The organism is Aquabacterium sp. NJ1, from assembly GCF_000768065.1.
GTDB lineage: Bacteria > Pseudomonadota > Gammaproteobacteria > Burkholderiales > Burkholderiaceae_C > Aquabacterium.
The window spans coordinates 2,660,806-2,681,672 of the sequence record NZ_JRKM01000001.1 but is presented as its reverse complement, the minus strand read 5'-3'; the positions used below and the strand labels follow the sequence as shown (position 1 = coordinate 2,681,672).

At 65.5% G+C, this 20,867-nt stretch carries 22 protein-coding genes; 9 read left to right on the top strand and 13 right to left on the bottom strand.

The annotated features are described in order from the left end of the window. Window positions 1-5: 5 nt before the first annotated feature. Window positions 6-1,013 (bottom strand): hypothetical protein, encoded by a 1,008-nt coding sequence (locus tag JY96_RS11495; protein WP_035037546.1) that lies wholly within the window; start codon window positions 1,011-1,013, stop codon window positions 6-8. Then, window positions 1,010-1,582 (bottom strand): DUF4255 domain-containing protein, encoded by a 573-nt coding sequence (locus JY96_RS11490; protein ID WP_035037544.1) that lies wholly within the window; start codon window positions 1,580-1,582, stop codon window positions 1,010-1,012. The genes JY96_RS11495 and JY96_RS11490 overlap by 4 nt, the downstream gene beginning before the upstream one ends. A 364-nt stretch (window positions 1,583-1,946) precedes the next feature. Here JY96_RS11490 and JY96_RS24130 point away from each other — a divergent pair, with 364 nt between their 5' ends. After that, window positions 1,947-2,081 (top strand): hypothetical protein, encoded by a 135-nt coding sequence (locus JY96_RS24130; RefSeq protein ID WP_255352685.1) that lies wholly within the window; start codon window positions 1,947-1,949, stop codon window positions 2,079-2,081. A gap of 13 nt (window positions 2,082-2,094) precedes the next feature. On the opposite strand, the gene JY96_RS11485 is transcribed toward JY96_RS24130, so the two are convergent. Beyond that, window positions 2,095-2,430 (bottom strand): hypothetical protein, encoded by a 336-nt coding sequence (locus JY96_RS11485; RefSeq protein WP_035037542.1) that lies wholly within the window; start codon window positions 2,428-2,430, stop codon window positions 2,095-2,097. Between the two features lie 86 nt (window positions 2,431-2,516). Here JY96_RS11485 and JY96_RS11480 point away from each other — a divergent pair, with 86 nt between their 5' ends. Continuing rightward, the gene (locus JY96_RS11480; RefSeq protein ID WP_052162426.1) at window positions 2,517-3,182 is read left to right on the top strand and encodes a protein-L-isoaspartate(D-aspartate) O-methyltransferase; all 666 of its coding nucleotides are present in this window, start codon (window positions 2,517-2,519) and stop codon (window positions 3,180-3,182) included. A 64-nt stretch (window positions 3,183-3,246) separates the two neighbouring features. Here the strand turns inward: JY96_RS11480 and JY96_RS11475 are convergent, their stop codons facing one another. Beyond that, entirely contained in the window at window positions 3,247-5,154 is a 1,908-nt protein-coding gene (locus tag JY96_RS11475) for an ATP-binding protein (RefSeq protein WP_035042384.1), read from the bottom strand. A 121-nt stretch (window positions 5,155-5,275) separates the two neighbouring features. After that, window positions 5,276-5,632, bottom strand: coding sequence for a nucleotide pyrophosphohydrolase (locus tag JY96_RS11470; protein ID WP_035042381.1), 357 nt, complete (start codon window positions 5,630-5,632; stop codon window positions 5,276-5,278). Between the two features lie 64 nt (window positions 5,633-5,696). Here JY96_RS11470 and JY96_RS11465 point away from each other — a divergent pair, with 64 nt between their 5' ends. After that, window positions 5,697-6,344, top strand: a complete 648-nt coding sequence (locus tag JY96_RS11465) for a hypothetical protein (RefSeq protein WP_035037541.1) — start codon at window positions 5,697-5,699, stop codon at window positions 6,342-6,344. Here JY96_RS11465 and JY96_RS11460 read toward each other — a convergent pair. Continuing rightward, window positions 6,310-6,573: a hypothetical protein gene (locus JY96_RS11460; RefSeq protein ID WP_152606466.1), complete on the bottom strand. Its 264-nt coding sequence runs from the start codon at window positions 6,571-6,573 to the stop codon at window positions 6,310-6,312. The genes JY96_RS11465 and JY96_RS11460 overlap by 35 nt on opposite strands. A gap of 193 nt (window positions 6,574-6,766) precedes the next feature. Between JY96_RS11460 and JY96_RS11455 the strand changes: the two genes are divergently transcribed. Next, a complete protein-coding gene (locus JY96_RS11455) occupies window positions 6,767-7,045 on the top strand; it encodes a hypothetical protein (protein ID WP_035037537.1) in 279 nt (92 codons plus the stop codon). Window positions 7,046-7,074: 29 nt separating this feature from the next. Here JY96_RS11455 and JY96_RS11450 read toward each other — a convergent pair whose 3' ends face one another. The 4 genes from JY96_RS11450 to JY96_RS11435 all read right to left on the bottom strand — a co-directional run bounded on the left by JY96_RS11450 (window position 7,075) and on the right by JY96_RS11435 (window position 9,392). Then, window positions 7,075-7,521, bottom strand: coding sequence for a hypothetical protein (locus JY96_RS11450; protein WP_052162425.1), 447 nt, complete (start codon window positions 7,519-7,521; stop codon window positions 7,075-7,077). A 63-nt stretch (window positions 7,522-7,584) separates the two neighbouring features. Continuing rightward, on the bottom strand, window positions 7,585-8,610 hold the full coding sequence (locus tag JY96_RS11445; protein ID WP_152606465.1) for a DUF2145 domain-containing protein: 1,026 nt from the start codon (window positions 8,608-8,610) through the stop codon (window positions 7,585-7,587). Further along, window positions 8,571-9,074 carry a hypothetical protein gene (locus JY96_RS11440; RefSeq protein WP_035037531.1) on the bottom strand — a complete coding sequence of 168 codons (504 nt, stop codon included), beginning with the start codon at window positions 9,072-9,074 and terminating at the stop codon, window positions 8,571-8,573. The genes JY96_RS11445 and JY96_RS11440 overlap by 40 nt, the downstream gene beginning before the upstream one ends. A gap of 78 nt (window positions 9,075-9,152) precedes the next feature. After that, window positions 9,153-9,392, bottom strand: coding sequence for an ATP-binding protein (locus JY96_RS11435; protein WP_035037529.1), 240 nt, complete (start codon window positions 9,390-9,392; stop codon window positions 9,153-9,155). Between the two features lie 46 nt (window positions 9,393-9,438). Here JY96_RS11435 and JY96_RS11430 point away from each other — a divergent pair, with 46 nt between their 5' ends. After that, window positions 9,439-10,044, top strand: a complete 606-nt coding sequence (locus JY96_RS11430) for a DNA-3-methyladenine glycosylase I (RefSeq protein ID WP_035037526.1) — start codon at window positions 9,439-9,441, stop codon at window positions 10,042-10,044. Between the two features lie 18 nt (window positions 10,045-10,062). Here JY96_RS11430 and JY96_RS11425 read toward each other — a convergent pair whose 3' ends face one another. Then, window positions 10,063-10,833: a DUF4239 domain-containing protein gene (locus JY96_RS11425; protein ID WP_035037524.1), complete on the bottom strand. Its 771-nt coding sequence runs from the start codon at window positions 10,831-10,833 to the stop codon at window positions 10,063-10,065. Window positions 10,834-11,050: 217 nt separating this feature from the next. On the opposite strand from JY96_RS11425, the gene JY96_RS11420 reads away from it, so the two are divergent. Together JY96_RS11420 and JY96_RS11415 are read left to right on the top strand one after the other, a co-directional pair. Beyond that, window positions 11,051-11,560, top strand: coding sequence for a hypothetical protein (locus JY96_RS11420; protein ID WP_035037522.1), 510 nt, complete (start codon window positions 11,051-11,053; stop codon window positions 11,558-11,560). Window positions 11,561-11,677: 117 nt separating this feature from the next. Next, entirely contained in the window at window positions 11,678-14,368 is a 2,691-nt protein-coding gene (locus JY96_RS11415) for a bifunctional acetate--CoA ligase family protein/GNAT family N-acetyltransferase (protein ID WP_035037520.1), read from the top strand. A 28-nt stretch (window positions 14,369-14,396) separates the two neighbouring features. On the opposite strand, the gene JY96_RS11410 is transcribed toward JY96_RS11415, so the two are convergent. Further along, window positions 14,397-15,332, bottom strand: coding sequence for a LysR family transcriptional regulator (locus JY96_RS11410; RefSeq protein ID WP_052162423.1), 936 nt, complete (start codon window positions 15,330-15,332; stop codon window positions 14,397-14,399). A 97-nt stretch (window positions 15,333-15,429) separates the two neighbouring features. Here JY96_RS11410 and JY96_RS11405 point away from each other — a divergent pair, with 97 nt between their 5' ends. Further along, window positions 15,430-16,671 (top strand): MFS transporter, encoded by a 1,242-nt coding sequence (locus tag JY96_RS11405; protein WP_035037517.1) that lies wholly within the window; start codon window positions 15,430-15,432, stop codon window positions 16,669-16,671. 7 nt (window positions 16,672-16,678) lie between these two features. Here the strand turns inward: JY96_RS11405 and JY96_RS11400 are convergent, their stop codons facing one another. Then, window positions 16,679-18,664 carry an ATP-binding protein gene (locus tag JY96_RS11400; RefSeq protein ID WP_161784310.1) on the bottom strand — a complete coding sequence of 662 codons (1,986 nt, stop codon included), beginning with the start codon at window positions 18,662-18,664 and terminating at the stop codon, window positions 16,679-16,681. 184 nt (window positions 18,665-18,848) lie between these two features. Here JY96_RS11400 and JY96_RS22250 point away from each other — a divergent pair, with 184 nt between their 5' ends. Then, complete coding sequence (locus JY96_RS22250) at window positions 18,849-20,855, top strand: ATP-binding protein (RefSeq protein ID WP_052162421.1); 2,007 nt, start codon at window positions 18,849-18,851, stop codon at window positions 20,853-20,855. Window positions 20,856-20,867 lie beyond the last annotated feature (12 nt).

Here is a 20,867-nt window from a genome sequence, read left to right as displayed (position 1 = left end):
CTCCTCTACGGTTTACTGAGGTGGACAACAAACTGGGCATCGCTGCGATCGGCCCCGGGCTGGGGCAGATCACCGATGAGCACTTCACCCTGGCGCTGCAAGGCGATGCCATGCGGGCCCCGGGCCTGGCGGGCCATGGGCGCGTTGGCTTCGAACAGCACGAGCTGGCGGGTGTGCCCCGGGTCCAGCAGGTCAGGTGAGAGATGGCCCTGGCCGAAAGGCGGCACATGGCGCGTGAAGGTAAGGGGGGGGCGGCTGTCGGTGGCCGCGCCCTGGTCCTGGATCTGAATGCTGTCGAAGTCCGCCTGGTTGGCGGGCTTGACCAGCACGTAGTAGCGCAGCACGTCTTCGCGGGCGGGCAGCGTCAAGGTGAAGTCATGGCCATGCGCGATGTGATCAGCCGACACGGTCAATGACAGCGCACCCCAGCAATCATTGAGGCCAGGCGCGATGAACAGGCGCTGCTGCGCCAACACCACACCGGGCTGGGCTTCTTCGGTAACCAGCACCTCGCCTTGCAGCGCGCCGGCATCCCATTGCCAAGTGGCATCGGTAGGCGACAGGGTGATGCTGGCTTTGGGCAGGCCTTCATGATTGATGGCACGCAAGGTCAGGGGGCGCTCCTCACGCAGCGGCGTGATGCCCATGCGGCCGCCCGTGATGCGCACACCCGTGGGCTGGGCATCGATGGCATCCACCGAAGCGGCATTGGCAAACAAGGCCTGCTGGCCCTTGGCCAGCCCCATGTCAGCGGTGTACTGCACGAAGGTGGCGCTGCGTGGCGCCAGGCCAAACACCAGGGTGCGGCCCGTGCTGTCGATCAGGGCGTGGCCATCGGCGTCTTCTTCGATCAGCACATGCAGGCGGCCATCGATCTCGCGCGCCATGGCCCGCATGGCCTTGAGCGCGTCCTGCGTGGCGGGCGGCACGACGAACGCGAGCGCATCACACACGCCGCCATGAAAGGCGTGCGACACGGCGATGGTCCACAGCGTGCGAAAGCCCGTGTTCATCGCATCTCCATGCGCGTCTGGATGCCGGTGACGGGCTGGCCCGTGCCCTGCGGCTCGACATCCTGCAGCCACAGCAAACGCACGCGGTAGACCATGGACGGCAGGTGCTTGCTGCCGATGCACGTCCACAACTGGTTGAGCTGCTCGGGGCCGTAGTTCAACAGCTCGACCGACAGGCGCTCGATGCCCGCCGGCATGCCGGGGTAATCAGCCGGTGTGAAGACGGGGTGTGACTGGAAGAAGGTCAGCAGCAGCGACAACTGGCGCAGGCACTGGTCGTACTTCTGAAAGCGCCCGCTGACGACGACGATGAGGTTGACCTTCAGGGGTGGGGGCAGGGTCAGTTCACGACCGCCCACGATCTGACGCACGGGCAACTGCTCGCGCATCACGCGCTCTTCCTCGATCTGGAACAGCGTCATGCGCGTGGTGTCCATGCCGATGGCCAGGGCACCGGTGGTGTAGTCCACAAAGGGGCCAACGTCCAGCTTGCCCAGGTCCAGGCCAAGCCGGCGCGCCATGAAGCCATTGGCCTCGTCGCTGAGGAACTTCAAGGCGAGTTCGATCATGAACGGCCGCCCTTGAAGCCGCATCCACCCCACTGCATTTTTGCCTCATTCCTCAGAGATGAAACTGGATTTCAGTCTATGAGAACAGAGGTTTCAAAACCGTTAAAGACTATGTTCTAGGGGGGTGTGCAGTTGACTCAAGTCAATGGTCATGAGGCAGGAAGGGCAAACAGCGACACGTTCGCGCAAGCAGGACCAAGGCACGGGCTTTTCAGATGGCGTCATCACCCCCCTGAACAAGCTGGGCACGCTTTCTCACTTCTGCACGCTTTGCCAATTTTTCAGGTAGGGCCCCTATGGTCAGAAGGCGCGACAAGTTCTAGCCTTGATGCAAGGCCCATCACGTCATGGGCAGGAGGTCGTCATGAGCATCCGTCTGTCTATCGCAGTGATCACCGCCGTGGTGATTGCACAAGGGCTGTTTGCCACGCATGTGAAAAGCAAGCTGGTCCGCGTGTGCAACCCCGACACCAGGGCCTGCCAGCTCGTGCCCCGCTGAGGCGCTGCAGGCTTCAGATGGCCGAGGCCAGCAAGGGCCTGGTCAGCATGTAGATCGAAAACGCCAGCGAGAGGGCACCCATCGACCAGATGACGGCCATGACCAGGGAAGCGTCACGGCGCTTCAGCAAGGCCAGCTTGATCAAGGCCGCGCCCATCAGCAGCAAGGCCATGGCGGTGCAGGCCATGACGGCGCCACCGGCCATGGTGATGGGGCCGGCCTGCACGCTTTGCAAGGTGAGGGGCGTGTTGACCAGGAACAGCGCGTAGGCCAGCCAGGTCAGCCCCAGCCAGATGGCGCCGCCCAGGGCCACCTTGAAGGACAAGGGCTTGGGGGAAGGCGAAGTCATGCGGGCATTATGCGCACCCCGCATTGAAACGAACGCCGCCTGGTCCTATGCTGGCACCCATGACAGGCTGACAAGGGTAGGCTGGCATGAGCCCTCTTCACCGCGACCAGGCCATCCACGCTTTGCTGGATCACATCCGCGCCGAGGCACGCCTGTGCGGCCCCGAGACCGGCCGCCCCGAGCTGTCCGACCGGGTCATGCAGGCCATGGCGACCGTGCCCCGCGACGTCTTTGTCGACCCCGATCTGCAAGACGAAGCCTGGCTGGACGCGCCCTTGCCCATCGGCCACCAGCAGACCATCTCGCAACCCTTCATCGTGGCCTTGATGACGGACCTGATCGAGCCCCAGGCCGATGACGTGGTGCTGGAAGTCGGCACCGGCTCGGGCTACCAGGCGGCGGTGCTGGCAGGCCTGGTGCGGCAGGTGCAATCGGTCGAGGTGATCGGGCCCCTGGCCCGTACGGCGGCGCAACGCCTGCAAGGCATGGGCATCCACAACGTGCAGGTGCACCACAGTGATGGGCACCGTGGCTGGCCGGCTGGGGCGCCGTATGACGCCATCCTCGTGACGGCGGCTTCACCCGTGATCCCGCCGGCCCTGCTGGATCAGCTCAAACCCGGCGGCCGCCTGGTGGTCCCCGTGGGGCCGCAGCATGGGCGGCAAGCGCTGGTGCGGGTCTGCAAGGACGACCAGGGGCAAGTGACACAGGCGAGCTTGTTGCCGGTGGCGTTCGTGCCCTTGACGGGGTGAACGACTTGCGATCGAGATGGCCAATGTCATGCGCCAAGCCAATTCAAGATACTGGTGAGGCTGCTCACTCCAGGTCTGTCGAATGGGCATCTGTCACCACATATGCCTGATGTGGATGTTTTTCTGTCTCGGGATAAAGCAAGGTCAGCAAACCCGCTTCACGCAATGGTCGCAGGTAGGTACGTCGAAGCTCTTTGGGGTCGCTGCGACCTAACACCCGGCAGAGCTCAACCACCGTGAATGGCCTCAGCTCGCACAGCGCCAGCACCAATTCTCGGACCTGAGCCTGACGCGGCTTGCCACCCGCCTCGGCGATGCGCGCCAGTAGCTCGGGGGGAATCTCGCCCTCTACATGGGGGGATTTGGGCGCGAGCATGGGGGGATTCGGATAATCCCCCCATGCTGGCGCGTCCTGCGTCAAGGCGTCTGCCGACATGTCCAGGTGCAACTGGTGGGGATTGGCGCTCAGGGCTGGTACGCCAGATTCGGTCGCCAGCACGTAATAGGTTCGGCTACCCGAATCCTGTTTAACCAGCAAACGTCGATCACGCAAACGGCGCAGAACCCGGCTGGCGGTCAGCGTATCCAGGCCGCATACATCGCGACACGCCGTATTGTCGACCGCCCCAGTCTCCCGGGCATAGATCAAGACCTTGGCTTCGTCGGCCGAAGGCGGTTCCGAACTCAGGCTCCTGAGCCACTGATAATCGTCCTCGGTCAACAAGTGATGCAAAAAAAGCGTGACTTTGAACTCATTGCGCTGGCGATCCGACTGGAACTCAGGCAGAGGCAAGCCCGCTTCGGATGACAGTCTGCGCATGGCTCGCACCCCAGAGCCCTTGGTCTCCGCCCAATGCAGGTCGTGGAGCACTGCCGCGATGGCCGGGTTGCGCACGCGAGATCCGGGGCTCCCCAGGTCGGCCACGTGTTTGAGCGAAAAACCCGGATTCAGTATCTCGATGCGGTTGCTGTAACGAATGATTTGCACCGGGCTGTGAACCTGGTAGCTGCGGTGCATGGTTGCGTTAGCCAATGCCTCGCGGATCACCTTACTGGGCAACACGGGCTCTTGTCGACTTTGCAACTCGCCTGCATGGAGGCGAAACCCCTTGGGCAAATCGTCCAAGATCGTGTTTTGTATCTGCTTCAGCGCCAACAGCAATGGCTTGCGTACATCCAGCGTGGTGGTAAAGCGCTCATCAGCATCTTGGACCCATTGGGTGCCTGCCACTCTCACATAGTCGATACGCAAAGCGGGCATCAAGCGGCGCAAGGCCAAGGTCTTGCCAAACAACACAATGCCGGCAACGGTCGGACGCAAAACGCCATCTACACGGCGCAGCGCGCAGATACCCTCCAATAGGTCATCATCACCGTAGGCCAACTCCTCTGCGCCTGGGTTGACATCCACGCGCAAGCGCCGGTACTCGGCCACAGCCTGCGAATCAATGTCTTCACGAGTGGCATCCGCGACCATCATCATGTCCGGGCCCATCTGCGGCTGAGTCTCACCGCGCAGCACCCAAAGGTCTTCGTCAACACAGTGTTGATCGGTAGACCCGATACGGCGATAGGCGCCGCGAGGTAACCCAGTCGCCTTCAAATAGACCGGCTTCTGAGAGGGCTCGACCTCAGGAACAAAAACCACCAGCACAGGCTTGCCGTTGACCTGTTCGACCTGCATCTCTGGTCGAAGCACCGTGTTCAGACTGCTGGCGCACTGCGTGGCCAGGTCCTTCTGGGTCTTGTCTGGATCAGGCAGGCCTGCGGCCCAATACACCACATCCCCCTTTTCATCGGTCTTCCAATCGACACCCAACAACAGGTATCCACCCCCAAGGCCAGGTTCATTGGCGAAAGCCACCACCGTCTGCAGCACCGACTTGCCAAGTTCACTTGCGCGCTTGGCCTCAATGCGAACGGACTCGTCCAGCTCGTTGAGCTCGTTCAAGAGGTCGAGTGCTTCACGCATCGAAAGTACCCGGCATATGCCGATTGACGGATGCATTCAACATCAGCAGACAGGCTCGTTCTTTGATCAATGCCACTTGGAGAGCGCTCCCAAAATTCAACATGCTTGCTTATTGTGCAAGCTACAGCTCATCGTGTTTGCGGCTGCTGCCCTTTGCGCGGTCAACCGGGTAGCGGCTTTCGTTGATCGCCATCTTCTCGCGGGCGGCCGCCATCAGGTCCACCCCCAGCGCAGACGACAGCTGCACCAGGTAGAGCAACACGTCGGCCATTTCGTGGGCCACCAGTTGCTTCTTGTCGGCGTCCAGCTCGCGGCTCTGGGCTTCCGTCATCCACTGGAAGTGCTCCAGCAGTTCACCGGCCTCGACGATCAGGGCCGAGGCCAGGTTCTTGGGCGAGTGGAAGGGGCCCCAGTCGCGCGCGTCGGCGAACTGTTGCAGGCGCAGGGCAAGCTGCTGGATGGAATCGTCTGGCGGCACGGTGGGCACCCTGGTTGTTCAGCCTCGATTAGAAGGCAAAACGCGCTGGTGGCATTGACCTTGCATGCCCCCCGTTCAAGAATGGGCCATATCGGCCGATATCCCGCTCAACGTGCAAGCACTCGCAGGAGGCACCATGTTGCAAGCTTCGTCTCCCATCCTCAAAGGCACGCTGGCTGTGCTGCTGGCTGTCGCTTGTGTGGGCCCCAGCCTGGCGGCGCCCGTCAAGGAGCCTGACCCCGTCCCCACCGCGTCGCGCCATGTACAGGCCTTTGCCGCGGGCGAGGGCACATGCGACAGTGACCGCGTCAAGGAAGCCGTGTCCCTGATCTACGAGCAGGACGACATGGGCGCGGCCGCCAGCATCGCCCTGCGTTGCGAGTTGCTGGCCAGCAGCGAAGGCCGCCCCTTCAACCGCACGATTGCCTCGCGCATCAAGGCGCTGATCGCCTTGCGCACGCATGACATGGCGGCGCTGAAGATGGCCGGTGAAGCGCTGGTGGCCGAAGCCCAGGTGCCCGAGTACGTGGCCGACGGGCACCTGTTCATCGCCTTTGCCTGCCTGTTTGGCGGCAACCCCAAGTGCGCCCGCCAGCATGTGGACCAGGCCAAGGCCATGTTCACCGCGCTCAATGTGGCGGCCGCGCTCGACCAGTTGCGCCCGCTGGAGCAAACGCTCAGCCAGCTGGAGCAGCAGGACGAGGGCCGCTGACGCCGGGCACGCGCTCGATCAGGCCCTTGCCTTCCAGCACGTGCAGCGTCTCCAGCACGGCACCCAGGGCCAGGCCTGACAACCCCGCCAGCACCCACGCCGCCGTGTAGCCATTGACCATGCGCAACAGGGCGAGCTGGGGCTCGTCCATCAAGCCCCTGCGTGCCGTGGCCACCACCTGGCCCTTGTGGGTGCGCTTGAAAATGGTCTCGTCCTGGGGGTACGGCATGGTGGGCGTCTCGGTCACTGCGGGCCCGGACAGCGTAAGCCGGGTCTGTGACGCATGGCAGACGGGCCACGCCGATCGGCATGAGGCGTTCGGTTCATGCTTTGGCGCACGCCTGACGCAACAAGCCAGCCCTTGGTCACGCACCTGTCAAGCAAGGCGCCTAGTCTGTGGGGCACACATGATGGAGACAACGATGGGGCTGCCCGCCGACTATCTGGACACCTACCCCAAGCTGCACCGGCTGCTGGAACAGGTCGAAGCACGGCAGCTTCACGTGCAAGGGCACGGGCCAGGGCAAAGCCCCGGGGCCTGGCTGGCCCAGTGGTTGTCCACGCCCTTTGATGACCTCAATGGCCGCCAGCCCGCGCACTTTCTGGCTTACGCGGACTATGACCTGATCCTCATCGGCCTGCTCATCAGGCTCCAGAGCAGCATGGCCTGGAAAGACGACATGGCCGATGTGGCCTGGTGATGTGCCGCTGGTAAAGCCAGCGGCCAGGCTTATTTCTTGTCGGCCTTGTCGCTGCCTTTCTCACCCTTGGGGCGACCGGGCTTGAGTGGCAGCAGGCTGTCGAGCGCTGCCTTGAGCTTGGCGTCAGGCAAGGCCGCCAGGGCCTGCAGGCCTGCACGCAGCAACTCGCTCTTCTTGGCGGGCCGCTTGAAGGCCACGGCGCGCTCCTTGAGTTGCGCGATCAGGGCCCAGTCGTCGGCGGGCATGGTGAAGCTGTCGCGCACCAGCTTGATCTTGATCTTCTCGACCTTGGGGGCTTGGGCTTGCACTTTCACGGGTGCTGGCACGGGCGCTTTCACTGGGGCTTTCACAGGGGCGGGGGCGGGCGCTTTGGCCGGCTTGGCGGCAGGGGCCCGCTTGACCGCAGGCTTCTTGGCAACCACCTTCTTGGCGGCAACTTTTTTGACGGCGGCTTTTTTCACGGCAGTGGCGTTCATGGTTGGACCTGGTAAATCGTATAAACGATTTATACCAAATATGACGACCAGGTCAACACCACCCTAGTCCAGACGGATCACCTCATCCTCGCCAGACGGCACACAGCCATCGCTCAGATCGCTCCAGCCGCGGTGGATCACCACATGATCTTCGGTGTGGCAGAACTCCACGCGGGTGGCCTGCGGCACCCTCTGGTGCACGAAGGCTTCGATGGCCGCTGGCATGCTGACGCGCAAGTGCAGCGCGTCCACATCCGCCTGCGGGTGGTCGTCGGTGTGCACAAAGGGAATGAAGGCGCCCGCCCACATCAGCCAGCGGTGGCCCACGTCGATGTCGGTGGGCTCGTAAGCCTGGGCCTTCAGCCATGACTGGGCCTGGCTGCGCACATCGACAGGCGCGCCCAAGGTGGCGAGGGGCGCATCGGGCTCACCGGCGTCAGACCGCGTCTGCGCTGGCCCCCAGGCCATGGCCAGCAGCTCGATCAGCCACTGGTTGCAGTTCTGGTAGCGCGTGCTGAAGGGGTAGGCATTGGCACTGTAGGTGGCACCCAGCACGCTCAGGGCCTGGCGTTTGTCCAGCGCGGCGCGGGCCAGTTCATCGGCCTTGTCCTCCGGCAGGAACACCACCGAGATGTAGCCCACATTGGGGTTGTCCGTGCCCAGCAGGAAACCCGATATGCCCTGGTCGTACACCCGGGGTTGGCGCTCGTCGCAAGCGTAGTACAGCTGGCGCACCGACCAGGGCGTGTTGTCGCTGGCCTGCAGGCTGACGCCCGCGTGCGAGTAGCGGATGCCAAAGCGCTGCAGGTCCAGGCCCGAGCGGGCCATCAGGGCCGCCTTGTGGCCGGACTGCGCCAGCTCGGCCTTGATGATGGCGCCAAAGCGAAACAGCTTGTCTTGCTGGCTGGCGCTGACCTTGGCCTGCCGGTCGCACAGGTTGAGCCATTCGGCGTGGGCTGTGCCGCTGCCGGCCAGGGTCAGCCCGGCGAGGCCCACCCAGGTGGCCAGCCTCTTCAGGATGGCCCGGGGGGCCACCCTGTGCCGCGCGCTCAAAGCACCACGGGCCTGGTCGCCAGCTCGCGGAACCATTCGTCTTGCAGCACCAGGAAGAAGTCCTGGTGGGCTTCACCCGTGGCAAAGGCCAGGCCGTAAGGCCGGTTGCGCGCCGTGACGACGGTGCCGGTGGCCACCTGGTTCAAGGCCACCGTCTTTTGCGGCAGGATCAACTCGAAGCTGTCATCCGCGGCCGTCTCGGTGCCCATCTCGGCACCCGGTTCGCGGCCGGCTGGGGCCAGGGGCTGCAGCTTCAAACGCACCATGCCGGGCTGGTCGGCCTCGGCGGTCAAGGCGACGACCTTGTAGTCGCCCTCGGCCACCTTGTCATCCTTGGTGGAGCTCTGGCTGGATTTCTTCAGCGAGGTGGACACGCTGCCCACCGCCGTGCTGATGCTGTCGGACACCGAGCCCGACAAAGTGGTGTCGGCCAGGGCCGGCTGGCTGAGCACGCCGCACAACAGGGCAGCGGCCAGCAAAGTGTGTTGAACAGGGCGCATGGTTTCAGATCCTGACGGGGAGCACCTCAAGGTGCGATGTGCCCGATTCTCTTTCAAAAGCGCACGCTCTGTGCCGCCTCACGCGGTCGGGCAGCGTGCCTTGCTTACCTTTACCATCTCAATGGCATCGAAGGGGCAGACCACGGCGCAGCGTGCGCAACCCGTGCAGCCGGCCTCATCGTGCAAGACCGAGCGCTTGGGCCCCCAGCCATTCGGGCCATCGGCTTGCAGCCACAGCACGTGCGGGCCACAGGCGCTGACACAACGGCCACACCCGGTACAACGATCGGGGTCGATGACGGGCAGGGCGCTGGGCATGAGGCTTGGTTGTCCATTCAAACGAAGGCTTTTCAGGAGGATAACGATGAACGATCTGTTTGTGGGCCCGGATGGGCAATCACGCTGCCGCTGGTGTGGCAGTGCGCCCGAGTTCCTGGCCTACCACGACAAGGAATGGGGCTTCCCCGTCAGCGACGAACACCGCCTGTTCGAAAAGCTCTGCCTGGAGGGCTTCCAGTCAGGCTTGAGCTGGCGCACCATCCTGGCCAAGCGTGAGCACTTCCGCGCGGCCTTTCACGGTTTCGATTTCGACCGCGTTGCGCGCTTCAAGCCCGCCGATGTGGACAAGCTGCTGCAAAACGAAGGCATCGTGCGCCACCGCGGCAAGATCGAAGCCACCATCAACAACGCGCAGCGTGCCCAGGAACTGGTGAAACAGGAAGGCTCGCTGGCCGCTTTCATCTGGCGATACGAGCCCGATGCGGCGGATCTGGCCACACCTCAAACCGCGTCCACCTCGGCGGCATCCGTGGCCTTGTCCAAAGAGCTGAAAAAGCGCGGCTGGAAGTTTGTCGGGCCCACCACGGTGTACGCCTTCATGCAGGCCATGGGGCTGATCAATGACCACGCCGAGGGGTGTGCCATGCGCGCCAAGGCCGAGCAGGCCCGCCAGCGCTTCAAGAGGCCTTGATGCGGCCCCGGCCAACCCTCATGTGGCCACCGAGGCCAGGATGGGCGCCGGCGACACGAAGGTGGGCTGCTGAAAGGGGTTGCCCTGCACCAGCACGATGGCGGCAGTAGGCGCTGCGGCCAGGGCGAACAAGGTGATCGACACATACACGGCCTTCGGGTTCTCGACGTGCACCACCGCGATCGAGAGCAGGGTCAGGAGCCCCAGAAACGCCATGCCCACCCACTTGAGCGGATTGATGTGCATCTGGCTCAGGCTGATGCGCTGATCACGGTCGTGCCGGATGTCCGACACCTTGGCCAGCAGCAGGGCGTGGGCGTTGTGCCCCAGTGCCGCTTCCACCTTCGGGTCCAGACTGGCCCGCAGCAGGGCGCTGGCTTGCTGGTCGGCATCGGGGCTGGCACGGCGCAGCGCCAGGCTATCCCACTCACCGGCACTGGTCTGGGCGTAGCGCTTGACGGCCTGCAGAAACGGCGAACGCAGGGGCTCCTGGAGCTGCCCACCCAGCACCATGAGGCTGCGCAAGGCGTCCGCCTCGTGGTAGACCGCCGCGGTGGCCTTGTCGTGCGCGCTCCAGGTGTCGTTGGCGATGAAAGCCAGCGTCAGGCCGAACAACACACCCAGGATGTTGATGAAGGGCGGCGCCACCCCGCGCCAGGCGCGAATCCGGTCCTGCCAGGGCGAGGCCCCGATCAGCCACGCGATGGCCAGCACCGCCAGAAAGGTGCCCACCACCGCCACCAGGGCGTAGCCGTAGTGATCGTAAGGGTTGAGGGTCGCGAGCGGCATGGCGAATGGCCCCAGGGGGGTAAGCCCAGCCCTCCAGAATACAGGCGATATAGGCTCTTTCAGGGCACCGTTGCATGAATGCGCCGAACCGGTAATTCGGTATCAATTTGGCCCACCAAACGCGCACGGTTTCTGCATGATGGTCACACAGTGGCCCTGGCAGTACCGCTGCAGGTCACCTTCTCTGAAACGGCAAGTGCTTCACCGGAGGATGGCGATGAATTGGTTCGACAACGTTTCTTCGGACTGCGATCAGCCGATCGCCCCGGCCCGCCTGATGCAGGGCCACTGGCGACACAGGCTGCATGCCTACGCCGAACCGGCGCTGTGCCGCGTGGTGGTCGATGTGGCCGAGCCGCGTGTGGTCGCCGCCCAGGTGATCGAAAACGGTATCGCCCGGGATCTGGGGGCCAGCGTCCTCGAAGAGCTGACCCAGACCCTGCTGGACCAGGAAGTGCACCACCACCCCTCGGCCTGGGGCTTCACCGAATGCACCATGCTGCCCAACTGGGCACGCCCCACCTTCAGCGAACGCCAGATCGAAGAACTGGAGCGCATCGAGGGTTACCTGATCGAGGCTTCCGAAGACACCTTCGATTCGGTGCTGAAATTGCGTGACGAATTCCTCAAAAGCATCGGCCTGACCGACCTGGACATCTACCGCGCCGTGCGCCAGCCTCAGCAGGGCAAGGCCCCACGCAAGAGCAGCCGCATGCTGGTCAACTGATTCGCATCAAGCGCGTGCGTCTGAGGGCGGGGCGCGCATTGCATTTCGCCGGCCGGCTTCCTACACTGGCCGGCGACCTGCCATTGCCGATTTAGCCGAGCCCGAGAAAGCCCTCCCATGGACGCCCACTACCTGGCCCCCCTGTTCGCACCGAGGGCCATCGTGGTCTTTGCGGGCTCCTCGAACCCCGAGGAGGCTGCCAGCCCCCACGCCGCCACCTTGCTGCAGGCGCTCAAGGCCCAGCGCTTCAGCGGCAGCCTGCAGTTCGTCAGCACCCAGACCAGCGGCACCCTGGCTGACCTCATGGAGATCAAGGCCGATCTGGCCCTCATCGCCTTGCCACCCAAGGAGGTACCCGCCGCCATCGAGCTGGCCGCCCGCATGGCCTGCCAGGCCGTGATGGTGCTCTCCAGCGGGGTGGACAGCGACCAGGCCGCCGCCTGGCACAAGCAGGCCCGCCGCGAAGGCCTGTACCTGCTGGGCCCCAACTGTCTGGGTTTCCAGCGGCCCGCCCTGGGGTTGAACGCCAGCACCTTGGGGCAGTTGGCCGAAGCCGGCCCCCTGGCGCTGATCTCGCAGTCGGGCTCCCTGACCGCCTCCATGCTGGACTGGGCCACCCGCAACGGCGTGTCGTTTTCGTCCGTGGTGACGCTGGGCCCGCATGGCAATGTCAGCATGGCCGAGGCGCTGGACTTCCTGGCCAATGACCCGCAGACGCAAAGCATCCTGGTCTACATGGAAGGCATCTGGGATGCGCGCCGCTTCATGAGCACGCTGCGCTCGGCCGCCAATGCCAAGCCGGTGATCGTGCTCAAGGCCGGTCGCCATTCGGCCGGGCAGGCCGCTGCGCGCACGCACAGCTCCGCCATGGTGGGCAATGACGAGGTGTTCGATGCCGCCTTGCGCCGTGCCGGTGCCGTGCGCGTGAAATCCTTCGACGAGATGTTTTCGGCCGCCAAGTGCCTGGCTTCGCGTTTCCGGCCCTCGGGCAAGCGCCTGGCCATCGTCACCAACGGGGGCGGCCCAGGTGTGCTCGCCGCCGACCGGGTCAACGACATCGACCTGGCCCTGGGGCAGTTGTCCGCTGACACGGCCAGGGCGCTCAAGGCGGTGCTGCCAACCACCGCCTCCTTGATCGACCTGATCGACCTGTCCGAAGACGCGACGCCCGAGCACTTCAAGGCCGCGCTGGAGGCCGCCAACCGCGACCACCACATCGACGGTCTGCTGGTGATCTACTCGCCCAAGCCCGGCGCCGACCCGGATGCCTTTGCGCAAACCGTGGTGGCCTGCAAGCCCGGCATGTCCAAGCCCTTGCTGACCTGCTGGATGGGTGACTCCACCGTGGTGGAGGCACGCGTGCTGCTCAACGACGCCAACATCCCCACCTACCGCACGCCCGAGTCCGCCGTCGGGGCCTTTGGCTACCTCAGCTCGTTCTACCAGAACCAGCAGTTGCTGCAGCAGACGCCACCGCCGCTGTCGGCCCTGGCCAAGCCCGACATCGAGGGCGCGCGCCTGGTGATCGAAAGCGTGCTGGCCGAGCGCCGCAAGGTGCTCACGGAGATGGAATCCAAGAGCCTGCTGTCGGCCTTCCACATCCCCGTCACCGAGACCATCCTGGCGCGCAGTGCGCACGAGGCCATGATGATCGCCACGCAGCTGGGCTTCCCCGTGGCGCTCAAGATCGACTCGCCCGACATCTCGCACAAGTCCGATGTGCAGGGCGTGGCGCTCAACATCATGAACGGCACCGGCGTGCGCGACACCTTCAACGACATGATGGAGCGCATCAAGCGCCTGCGCCCGGAGGCGCGCATCAATGGCGTGACCGTGCAGCAGATGGCGCGCACCCGCTCGGGCCGCGAGATCTGCATCGGCGTGGTCACCGACGATGCCTTCGGCCCGGTGATCGCCTTTGGTGCGGGCGGCACCATGATCGAGCTCATCAACGACCGGGCCATGGAGCTGCCGCCGCTCAACCAGTACCTGGCGCACCGACTGATCGAGCGCTCGCGCGTGGCCGATACGCTGGGCGACTGGCGCGGCCTCAACGCGGTCGACATGGACGCGCTGGAGCGGGTGCTGTTGCGTGTCTCCGAGATGGTGTGCGAGCTGCCCCAGCTGCGCGAGATGGACATCAACCCCATCATCATCGACGAAGACGGCGCCGTGTCGGTGGACGCGCGCATCGTCATCGACAGCGGCCCGCATGTGATTGGCGGGCGTGCCGGTGCCTACAGCCACCTGCCCATCCTGCCTTACCCGGCGCGCTTCGAGCTGGTCTGGCCCCTGCGCGGTGGCGGCGAGTACACCGTGCGCCCCATCCACACCGACGATGCGCAGATGCTGCAGGAACTGGTGCAAAGCCTGTCGCCCGAAAGCCGCTACTTCCGCTTTGTGTCCAGCATGACGGCGCTGCCGCCCACCATGCTGGCCAAGCTGACCCTGATCGACTACGACCGCGAGATGGCGCTGGTGGCCGTCTACAAGGAACGCCAGGCCCAGGAAAATGGCGAGATCGTCGAGCGCGAACGCATCATCGGTGTCTCTCGCTACATCACCAACCCGGACCAGAGCAGCTGCGAGTTCTCGCTGGTGGTGGCCGACGATTTCAGCGGCAAGGGCCTGGGTTCGCGTCTGATGGAAAGCATCATGGACGTGGCCCGCGAACGGGGCCTGAGCGAGATCGTCGGCCTGGTGCTGACCAACAACGACGGCATGCTGCGGCTGATGCGCAGCCTGGGCTTCACCGTCAAGGCCTACCCGGATGACCCGGACTTCAGATTGGTGACGCACGCCTTGTGAAGCACCATGCGATGCCGCTCGACGCCACTCAAGGCGCGCTGATGGCACCGGGCACCACCTCACGCATCTTGGCCACGAAGCGCAGCAGGCGCGATGGATAAAAGCGGGCGTACGGGTAGGTGATGTAGACCGGTAACGGCGAGGCACACCACTGGGGCGCCAGGCGCACCAGGCGCCCTTGCTGGATGTCATCGGCCAACAACCAGGTGGAGCCCACGCAGGCACCCAGGCCCTGCAAGGCGGCACTGCGCAAGGCATACAGGCTGTCCGTGCTGACACGCGGGCGGATCGCGATGCGCCGCTGCTCGCCACGCTCGATGTGCTTGAGCAGCACCTCATTGCGGTAGTAGGTCTTCAGGGCCAGCCAGGGCAGCGAGGCCAGCTGGTCCTCGCCATCATCGGATACCGGGTGCTCACGCAGCAGGGAAGGCGCGGCCACCACGATGCGAGGCACCTCGGACAACTTGATGGCCACGACCGCGGGGTCGGCCGGCTCCCCCACCACGATGGCGCAGTCCACCCCGGCGGCGATGAGGTCACGCACATCGTCCTGCAGCCGCCATTCGATCGACACCCGCGGGTGCGCGCGCAGGAAATCCGCCATCGGCAGCACGAATTTTTCCTGCCCGAAGGCATGCGGCACCACCACGCGCAGCATGCCCTCGGGCTCTTCCAGCGCGCCACGCGCGTCGGCCTCGAAGGCCGCCCAGCTGGCCAGCAGCTCCTTGGCCCGCTCGAAACAGCGCGCCCCGTCATCCGTGAGCCGCATGACGTGGGTCGAGCGCTGCAGGAGCCGCACGCCCAGTGAACGCTCCAGCGCCAGCAAACGGCGGCTGACCGTGGGCTGGGTGGTGTGCAGTTGCGCCGCCGCGGCAGACAGGCTGCCCGCCTCGACGATGCGCACGAAGGTCTCCATCAACTGAAGCCGGTCACCTGGGGCACCGGGATGCTGCTGCTCTTGCATACGTGCAGCGTATATCAAATGTACGAGCCGGGCCACTACCACCCGGTATCGCCCTCACGCACACTTGCTTCATCCCTTCTGAACACGGTGATCGACCATGAGCGACATGCAAAAGACGGATGACACCCCGCTATCCGGCGCCCTGGTCGTGTTGCTGGCCAGCGGTGCCGGCCTGGCGGTGGCCTCGCTGTACTACAGCCAGCCCATCCTGGGCGTGCTGGGCACGGACATGGGCGCCACGCAGCGCGAGGTCGGCTGGCTGCCCACGCTCACCCAGCTCGGCTATGCGCTGGGCATCCTCCTGCTGGCACCGCTGGGCGACCGTTACGACCGCCGCCGCATCATCCTGGGCAAGGCCATGGCGCTCGTCGTGGCGCTGCTGCTGGCGGCCACGGCACCCGGCATCGGCATGCTGATGGTCGCCAGCCTCGCCATCGGCCTGAGCGCGACCATGGCCCAGGACATCGTGCCCGCGGCCGCCACGCTGGCCCCGGAAGCCCATCGCGGCAAGATCGTCGGCAAGGTGATGACCGGGCTGCTGCTGGGCATCCTCTTGTCACGCGTGGCCAGCGGCTTCGTGGCCGCGCAATGGGGCTGGCGGGCGGTGTTCTTCGCGGCTGCCGGCAGCGTGGCCCTGATCGGCCTGGCCTCCTGGCGCGGCCTGCCCCGGTTCCAGCCGGCCACCACGCTGTCGTACACGGCCTTGTTGCGCTCGCTGGCCACCTTGTGGTCGCAACATGTGGCCTTGCGCCGCGCAGCGATGGCGCAAGGTCTGCTCTCCATGGGCTTCAGCGCCTTCTGGTCGACCCTGGCCGTGATGCTGCATGGCGCGCCCTTCCACCTGGGCAGTGCCGTGGCAGGGTCCTTCGGTCTGGCTGGCGCGGCCGGTGCCCTGGCGGCCCCTCTGGCTGGTCGGCTGGCGGATCGCCGTGGCCCGGAACGGGTGACCCGCCTGGGTGCGGTCCTGAGCTTGAGCGCCTTCAGCGTGATGGCCCTCGCCCCGCTGGCCCTGCCCGCCGCGCCCGCCGTGCAACTGGCCATCCTGGCCTTCGGGGCCGTGGTCTTTGACCTGGGCGTGCAGGCGACCTTGATCGCCCACCAGACCATCGTCTACGGCATCGCGCCGCAGGCCCGCAGCCGCCTCAATGCCGTGCTGTTTGTCACCATGTTCATCGGCATGGCCGCCGGTGCCGCCATCGGCAGCCAGTTGCTGGCGCAGTGGGGCTGGCCGGGTGTCATGGTGATGGCCGCCCTGACGGCGCTGGGCGCCCTGGCGGTGCGCCTGTGGCCACAGGGTGGGGCCCAGGGCAGCACATGCCACGCGGCCGGGTCTTTGTAGACCGGGCTCAGGCCAAGGTCCCGCCGCCGCCCGACAGCCATTTCAAGATCGTCTCGAACAGCTTGTCCAGCTTGAAGGGCTTGGCGATGAAGTCGTTCATGCCCACGGCCAGGCAGCGTTCACGGTCTTCGGAAAACGCGTTCGCCGTCATCGCGATGATGGGCACCTGCGCACCCGTGCTCAAGGCGCGGATGCGACGGGTGGCCTCGATGCCCCCCATCCTGGGCATCTGCATGTCCATCAGGATCAATGCGTAGGCCTGGCGGGCCACCATCTCCACCGCCACATCACCGGTTTCTGCCAGGTCATAGGCCAGCCCGGCGCCATCCAGCGACAGGCGCAGCACTTCCTGGTTCAAGCGGTCGTCTTCCACCACCAGCACACGCTGGCCCAGGAACGCCGCTTTGAGCACCTGCTCGGCCTGGACGCCAGGCAGCTTCAAGGCCGGCGCCGGCGCCAGGGCCGCGCCCTTTTTGAGCCGCGCCGTGAACCAGAAGGTGCTGCCCTGGCCCAGCACGCTCTCCACCCCCGCGCTGCCACCCATGAGTTCAGCCAGACGCCGGGTGATGGCCAGCCCCAGGCCGGTGCCACCGTAGCGGCGGGTCATGGAGTTGTCGGCCTGCTCGAAGGGCGTGAACAACCTGGGAACGGTCTCGGCCGGGATGCCGATGCCGTGGTCCTGCACCTCGAAGCGCAGCAGCACATGGTCGGGCTCGTCCCGTTCGACGCGGCAACGCAGCGTAATGCTGCCCTGATCCGAGAACTTGATGGCATTGGTGAGGTAGTTCAGCAAGGCCTGCTTGAGCCGGGTGACGTCGCCCAGCAGGCGCGGCGGCATGGCCTGGATCTCCTGGAGGAGCGGGAGCGCCTTTTCCTGCGCACGCTCGGCGACCATGGCCACGACCTCGCCGGCGAGCTTGCCCATGTCCACCTCGGCTTCATCAAACCCGAACTTGCCCGATTCGATCCGCGACAGATCCAGGATGTCGTTGAGGATGTCCAGCAGGTGGGCACTGGCCGCGTCCACGTGGTCCAGATACTGCGCCTGCTCGGGTGTGACGCCCCCGCGCCGCACCAGGAAGCACATCCCGTTGATGGCGTTGAGTGGCGTGCGGATCTCGTGGCTCATATTGGCCAGAAAAGCGCTCTTGGCCACATTGGCGGCTTCAGCCAGCTGGCGGGCCACCTCCACTTCGCGCGTGCGCTCGGCCACGCGCCGCTCCAGGCTCTCATTGGCCTCGCTCAAGGCCTCCTCGGCGCGCCGGCGTTCGGTGATGTTGCTGGTGATGACCATGCCGGCCACGATGGCCCCCTGGTCATCCCGCACCGGCACAATCTGCTGCCGGTAGTAAGCGTCGTGGTAGCGGTGCTCGAATTCGGTTTTTTCGCCCTGCAGGGCTTTGGCGTAGGCCGGCGCAAACAAGGCCACCACATCAGGCGGAAAGGCCTCGGCCAGGGTACGGCCCTCCACCTGGCTCTTGTCAAACCCGCTTCGAAACAGCTCCTCGCCGCCTGCGACCTGGAAGCGCAAATCGTGATCGAACAGCAGCACCGCCGCACCGGGCAGGCTGTCCACCAGGAAGCGGTAGCGCGCCTCGCTGCGTCGCAGGTCTTGCTCGGCCTTCTTGCGGTCGGTGATGTCTTGCAGCGAACCGGCCAGGCGCACGATCCGGCCGCTGGCATCGCGCTCCGGAAAGCCCCGGATATGGCAATGGCGCTTTTCGCCATTCGGGCGCACGCCGCACAACTCGATGTCATAGGGCTGGCCGTCGGCCATGGCCTTGGCCACCGCGGCGTGCAGGCGCGCGGTGTCTTCGGGCGTGTAGATCTCTTTTTGCCCCTCCAGGTTGGGCACGCCCAGCGCCGGGTCCCGCCCGAAAAAGCGGTAGGTCTCCCTGGACCAGGTCACGATGTCGTTGACCGCATCCCACTCCCAGCTGCCGGTTTGCGCGATCCGCTCCGTGCGCTCCATCATCATCTGGATGCGGCGCATCCTTTCCTCAACATGAAGGTGATTCAGGTCAGTGCCGGCATCCTGGTTGTTCATGCGCCTCATTCGCTGTGTTTTTTGCTGGAGCGGATCAGTCTATACCTGCCGTGAAATATGTCGATCAGGACCTGACCGCACCACCAGAACGGTGCACGCCGGGGCGCCCTGCACGTAAGATTCGCCCTGTATGCAGCAGCCCACGCAGTCTCCCGATCAGCCCTCGGCCTCGGCCACATCCTCCGAGTTGGCAGCACTGCGCGCCCAGGTGGCCCGTTACCGCGCCTCGTTCGAGCTGTCGACGCCGGGGCAGGCCATCGTGGCCCTCAATGGCCGCTTCCTCGAAGTCAACAACAGCCTGTGCCGCATCCTGGGCTACCCGGCGCAGGCCCTGCTGGCGCGGCGCTTCCAGGACGTCACCCACCCCGATGACGTCGCCCGTGATGCCCAGGCCGCGGCCGACCTGATCGCCGGCCGATCGGATGAATTCCGCCAGGAGAAGCGCTACCTGCGCCCTGACGGCAAGACGATCTGGGCCCAGGTGACTTCGCAGCTGGCGCGCGACGAGCAGGGCCAGCCGCTGTACTTCGTATCGGTGACCGAGGACATCACCGAGCGCAAGGCCTCCGAGCTGGCCCTGCGCGAACGTGAAGCGCTGCTCAGCAGCATGGGCAAGTTCGTGCCCGGCCTCATCCACAAGATCGGGTTTGATGCCAATGGCCGCGCGTGCTTTCTCTACATCAGCGACCGGGCCATGGAGATGTTCGAGCTGCCGCACGAGCTGATGGAGCGTGACTACTACGCCCACCACATCCGCGTGCACCCCGATGACCTGGCCTATGTGCGGCGCCTGGCCATGGCGCCCAAGCCTGGCGCGCGGCTCAAGCCGGTGGATTTCGAATACCGCGTGATCCTGCCCAGCAAGGGGCTGCGTGTGTACGGTGGCCACGCCATCCCTGTGACCGAAGAAGACGGCCGCATCGTCTGGTACGGCCACACGGCGGACCTGACCGACAAGAAGGCCTTGCTGGACGCCCGCGTGGCCGCCCAGGTGGCGCAGGACGCCAACCGCGCCAAGAACGAGTTCCTCTCGCGTGTGAGCCACGAGCTGCGCACCCCGCTGAACGCCGTGATCGGCTTTGCCCAGCTGCTGCGCCTGAGCTCGGCCGGGCAACTCAATGCCGACCAGCGCCAGCAGGTCGCGCACATCGAAAACGCCGGCTCGCACCTGCTGGGCATCATCAGCGACGTGCTGGACCTGTCGCGCATCGAAGCGGGCAACCTGCCGCTGGCCGCCGAGCCTTGCCGGCCCTCCATGCTGCTGTCCGAAGCCTGCCACCTGGTGGGCCCGCTGGCCAGCGAGCGCAACATCGCCATCCGCCCGGTGCAGGTCAACGAAGACCCGGTCGTGTGCGTCGACCCCATCCGCCTGCGGCAGGTGCTGGTCAACCTGCTGAGCAACGCCGTCAAGTACAACCGCCCGCAAGGCCAGGTGAGCCCGCGCATCTGGCGTGAAGGCGAGCAGGTGGCCATCGCCATCGACGACACCGGCCTGGGCCTGAGCGCCGAGCAGCAAGCTCACCTGTTCGAACCCTTCAACCGCCTGGGTGCCGAAAGCACCAATGTGGAAGGCACCGGCATCGGCCTGGTGATCGTGCGCAAGCTGCTGGAAGCCATGCACGGGCGGCTGGAAGTGCGCAGCCAGCTGGGGCAGGGCTCCAGCTTCATCGCCTGGGTGCCCCTGGCCGATGCGGCGGCCTTGCCTGCCACACCCGCCCCGACGGCCAGCCCGCAGGCACGGCCCGCGGCCGATACCGAACTCGTGGTGCTGTACGCCGAAGACAACGACATCAACATCGAGCTGGTGCGCGAGGTGCTCAAGCTGCGCCCGGGCTGCCAGCTGCTGGTGGCCGGCAACGGCGCCGAAGCCCTGCGCATGGCCCACGCCCACGCGCCCGACCTGTTCCTGCTGGACATGCACCTGGGCGACATGACCGGCTTCGAGCTGGCCCACCAATTGGCGCAAGACCCGCAACTGGCCGAAGTGCCCCGCGTGGCCTTCTCGGCCGACGCCATGCCCGACCAGATCCACCGCGCCAGGGACAAGGGCTTCAGCGGCTACCTGACCAAGCCGCTGGACATCCGCGCGCTGCTGGCCTGCATCGACGAACACATTGAACGCCTGCGTGGGCGCTGAGCGCACACCCGG

Excerpts from the sequence above, each read along its gene's own strand:
- JY96_RS11410 (WP_052162423.1), bottom strand. The coding sequence starts at position 15,332 with ATGCAAGAGCAGCAGCATCCCGGTGCCCCAGGTGACCGGCTTCAGTTG.
- JY96_RS11420 (WP_035037522.1), top strand. The coding sequence starts at position 11,051 with ATGAATTGGTTCGACAACGTTTCTTCGGACTGCGATCAGCCGATCGCC.
- JY96_RS11425 (WP_035037524.1), bottom strand. The coding sequence starts at position 10,833 with ATGCCGCTCGCGACCCTCAACCCTTACGATCACTACGGCTACGCCCTG.
- JY96_RS11485 (WP_035037542.1), bottom strand. The coding sequence starts at position 2,430 with ATGACTTCGCCTTCCCCCAAGCCCTTGTCCTTCAAGGTGGCCCTGGGC.
- JY96_RS11490 (WP_035037544.1), bottom strand. The coding sequence starts at position 1,582 with ATGATCGAACTCGCCTTGAAGTTCCTCAGCGACGAGGCCAATGGCTTC.
- JY96_RS11455 (WP_035037537.1), top strand. The coding sequence starts at position 6,767 with ATGGGGCTGCCCGCCGACTATCTGGACACCTACCCCAAGCTGCACCGG.
- JY96_RS11450 (WP_052162425.1), bottom strand. The coding sequence starts at position 7,521 with ATGAACGCCACTGCCGTGAAAAAAGCCGCCGTCAAAAAAGTTGCCGCC.
- JY96_RS11465 (WP_035037541.1), top strand. The coding sequence starts at position 5,697 with ATGCCCCCCGTTCAAGAATGGGCCATATCGGCCGATATCCCGCTCAAC.
- JY96_RS11445 (WP_152606465.1), bottom strand. The coding sequence starts at position 8,610 with ATGGTTCCGCGAGCTGGCGACCAGGCCCGTGGTGCTTTGAGCGCGCGG.
- JY96_RS11495 (WP_035037546.1), bottom strand. The coding sequence starts at position 1,013 with ATGAACACGGGCTTTCGCACGCTGTGGACCATCGCCGTGTCGCACGCC.
- JY96_RS24130 (WP_255352685.1), top strand. The coding sequence starts at position 1,947 with ATGAGCATCCGTCTGTCTATCGCAGTGATCACCGCCGTGGTGATTGCA.
- JY96_RS11400 (WP_161784310.1), bottom strand. The coding sequence starts at position 18,664 with ATGCGCCGCATCCAGATGATGATGGAGCGCACGGAGCGGATCGCGCAA.
- JY96_RS11480 (WP_052162426.1), top strand. The coding sequence starts at position 2,517 with ATGAGCCCTCTTCACCGCGACCAGGCCATCCACGCTTTGCTGGATCAC.
- JY96_RS11435 (WP_035037529.1), bottom strand. The coding sequence starts at position 9,392 with ATGCCCAGCGCCCTGCCCGTCATCGACCCCGATCGTTGTACCGGGTGT.
- JY96_RS11405 (WP_035037517.1), top strand. The coding sequence starts at position 15,430 with ATGAGCGACATGCAAAAGACGGATGACACCCCGCTATCCGGCGCCCTG.
- JY96_RS11430 (WP_035037526.1), top strand. The coding sequence starts at position 9,439 with ATGAACGATCTGTTTGTGGGCCCGGATGGGCAATCACGCTGCCGCTGG.
- JY96_RS11460 (WP_152606466.1), bottom strand. The coding sequence starts at position 6,573 with ATGCCGTACCCCCAGGACGAGACCATTTTCAAGCGCACCCACAAGGGC.
- JY96_RS22250 (WP_052162421.1), top strand. The coding sequence starts at position 18,849 with ATGCAGCAGCCCACGCAGTCTCCCGATCAGCCCTCGGCCTCGGCCACA.
- JY96_RS11475 (WP_035042384.1), bottom strand. The coding sequence starts at position 5,154 with ATGCGTGAAGCACTCGACCTCTTGAACGAGCTCAACGAGCTGGACGAG.
- JY96_RS11440 (WP_035037531.1), bottom strand. The coding sequence starts at position 9,074 with ATGCGCCCTGTTCAACACACTTTGCTGGCCGCTGCCCTGTTGTGCGGC.
- JY96_RS11415 (WP_035037520.1), top strand. The coding sequence starts at position 11,678 with ATGGACGCCCACTACCTGGCCCCCCTGTTCGCACCGAGGGCCATCGTG.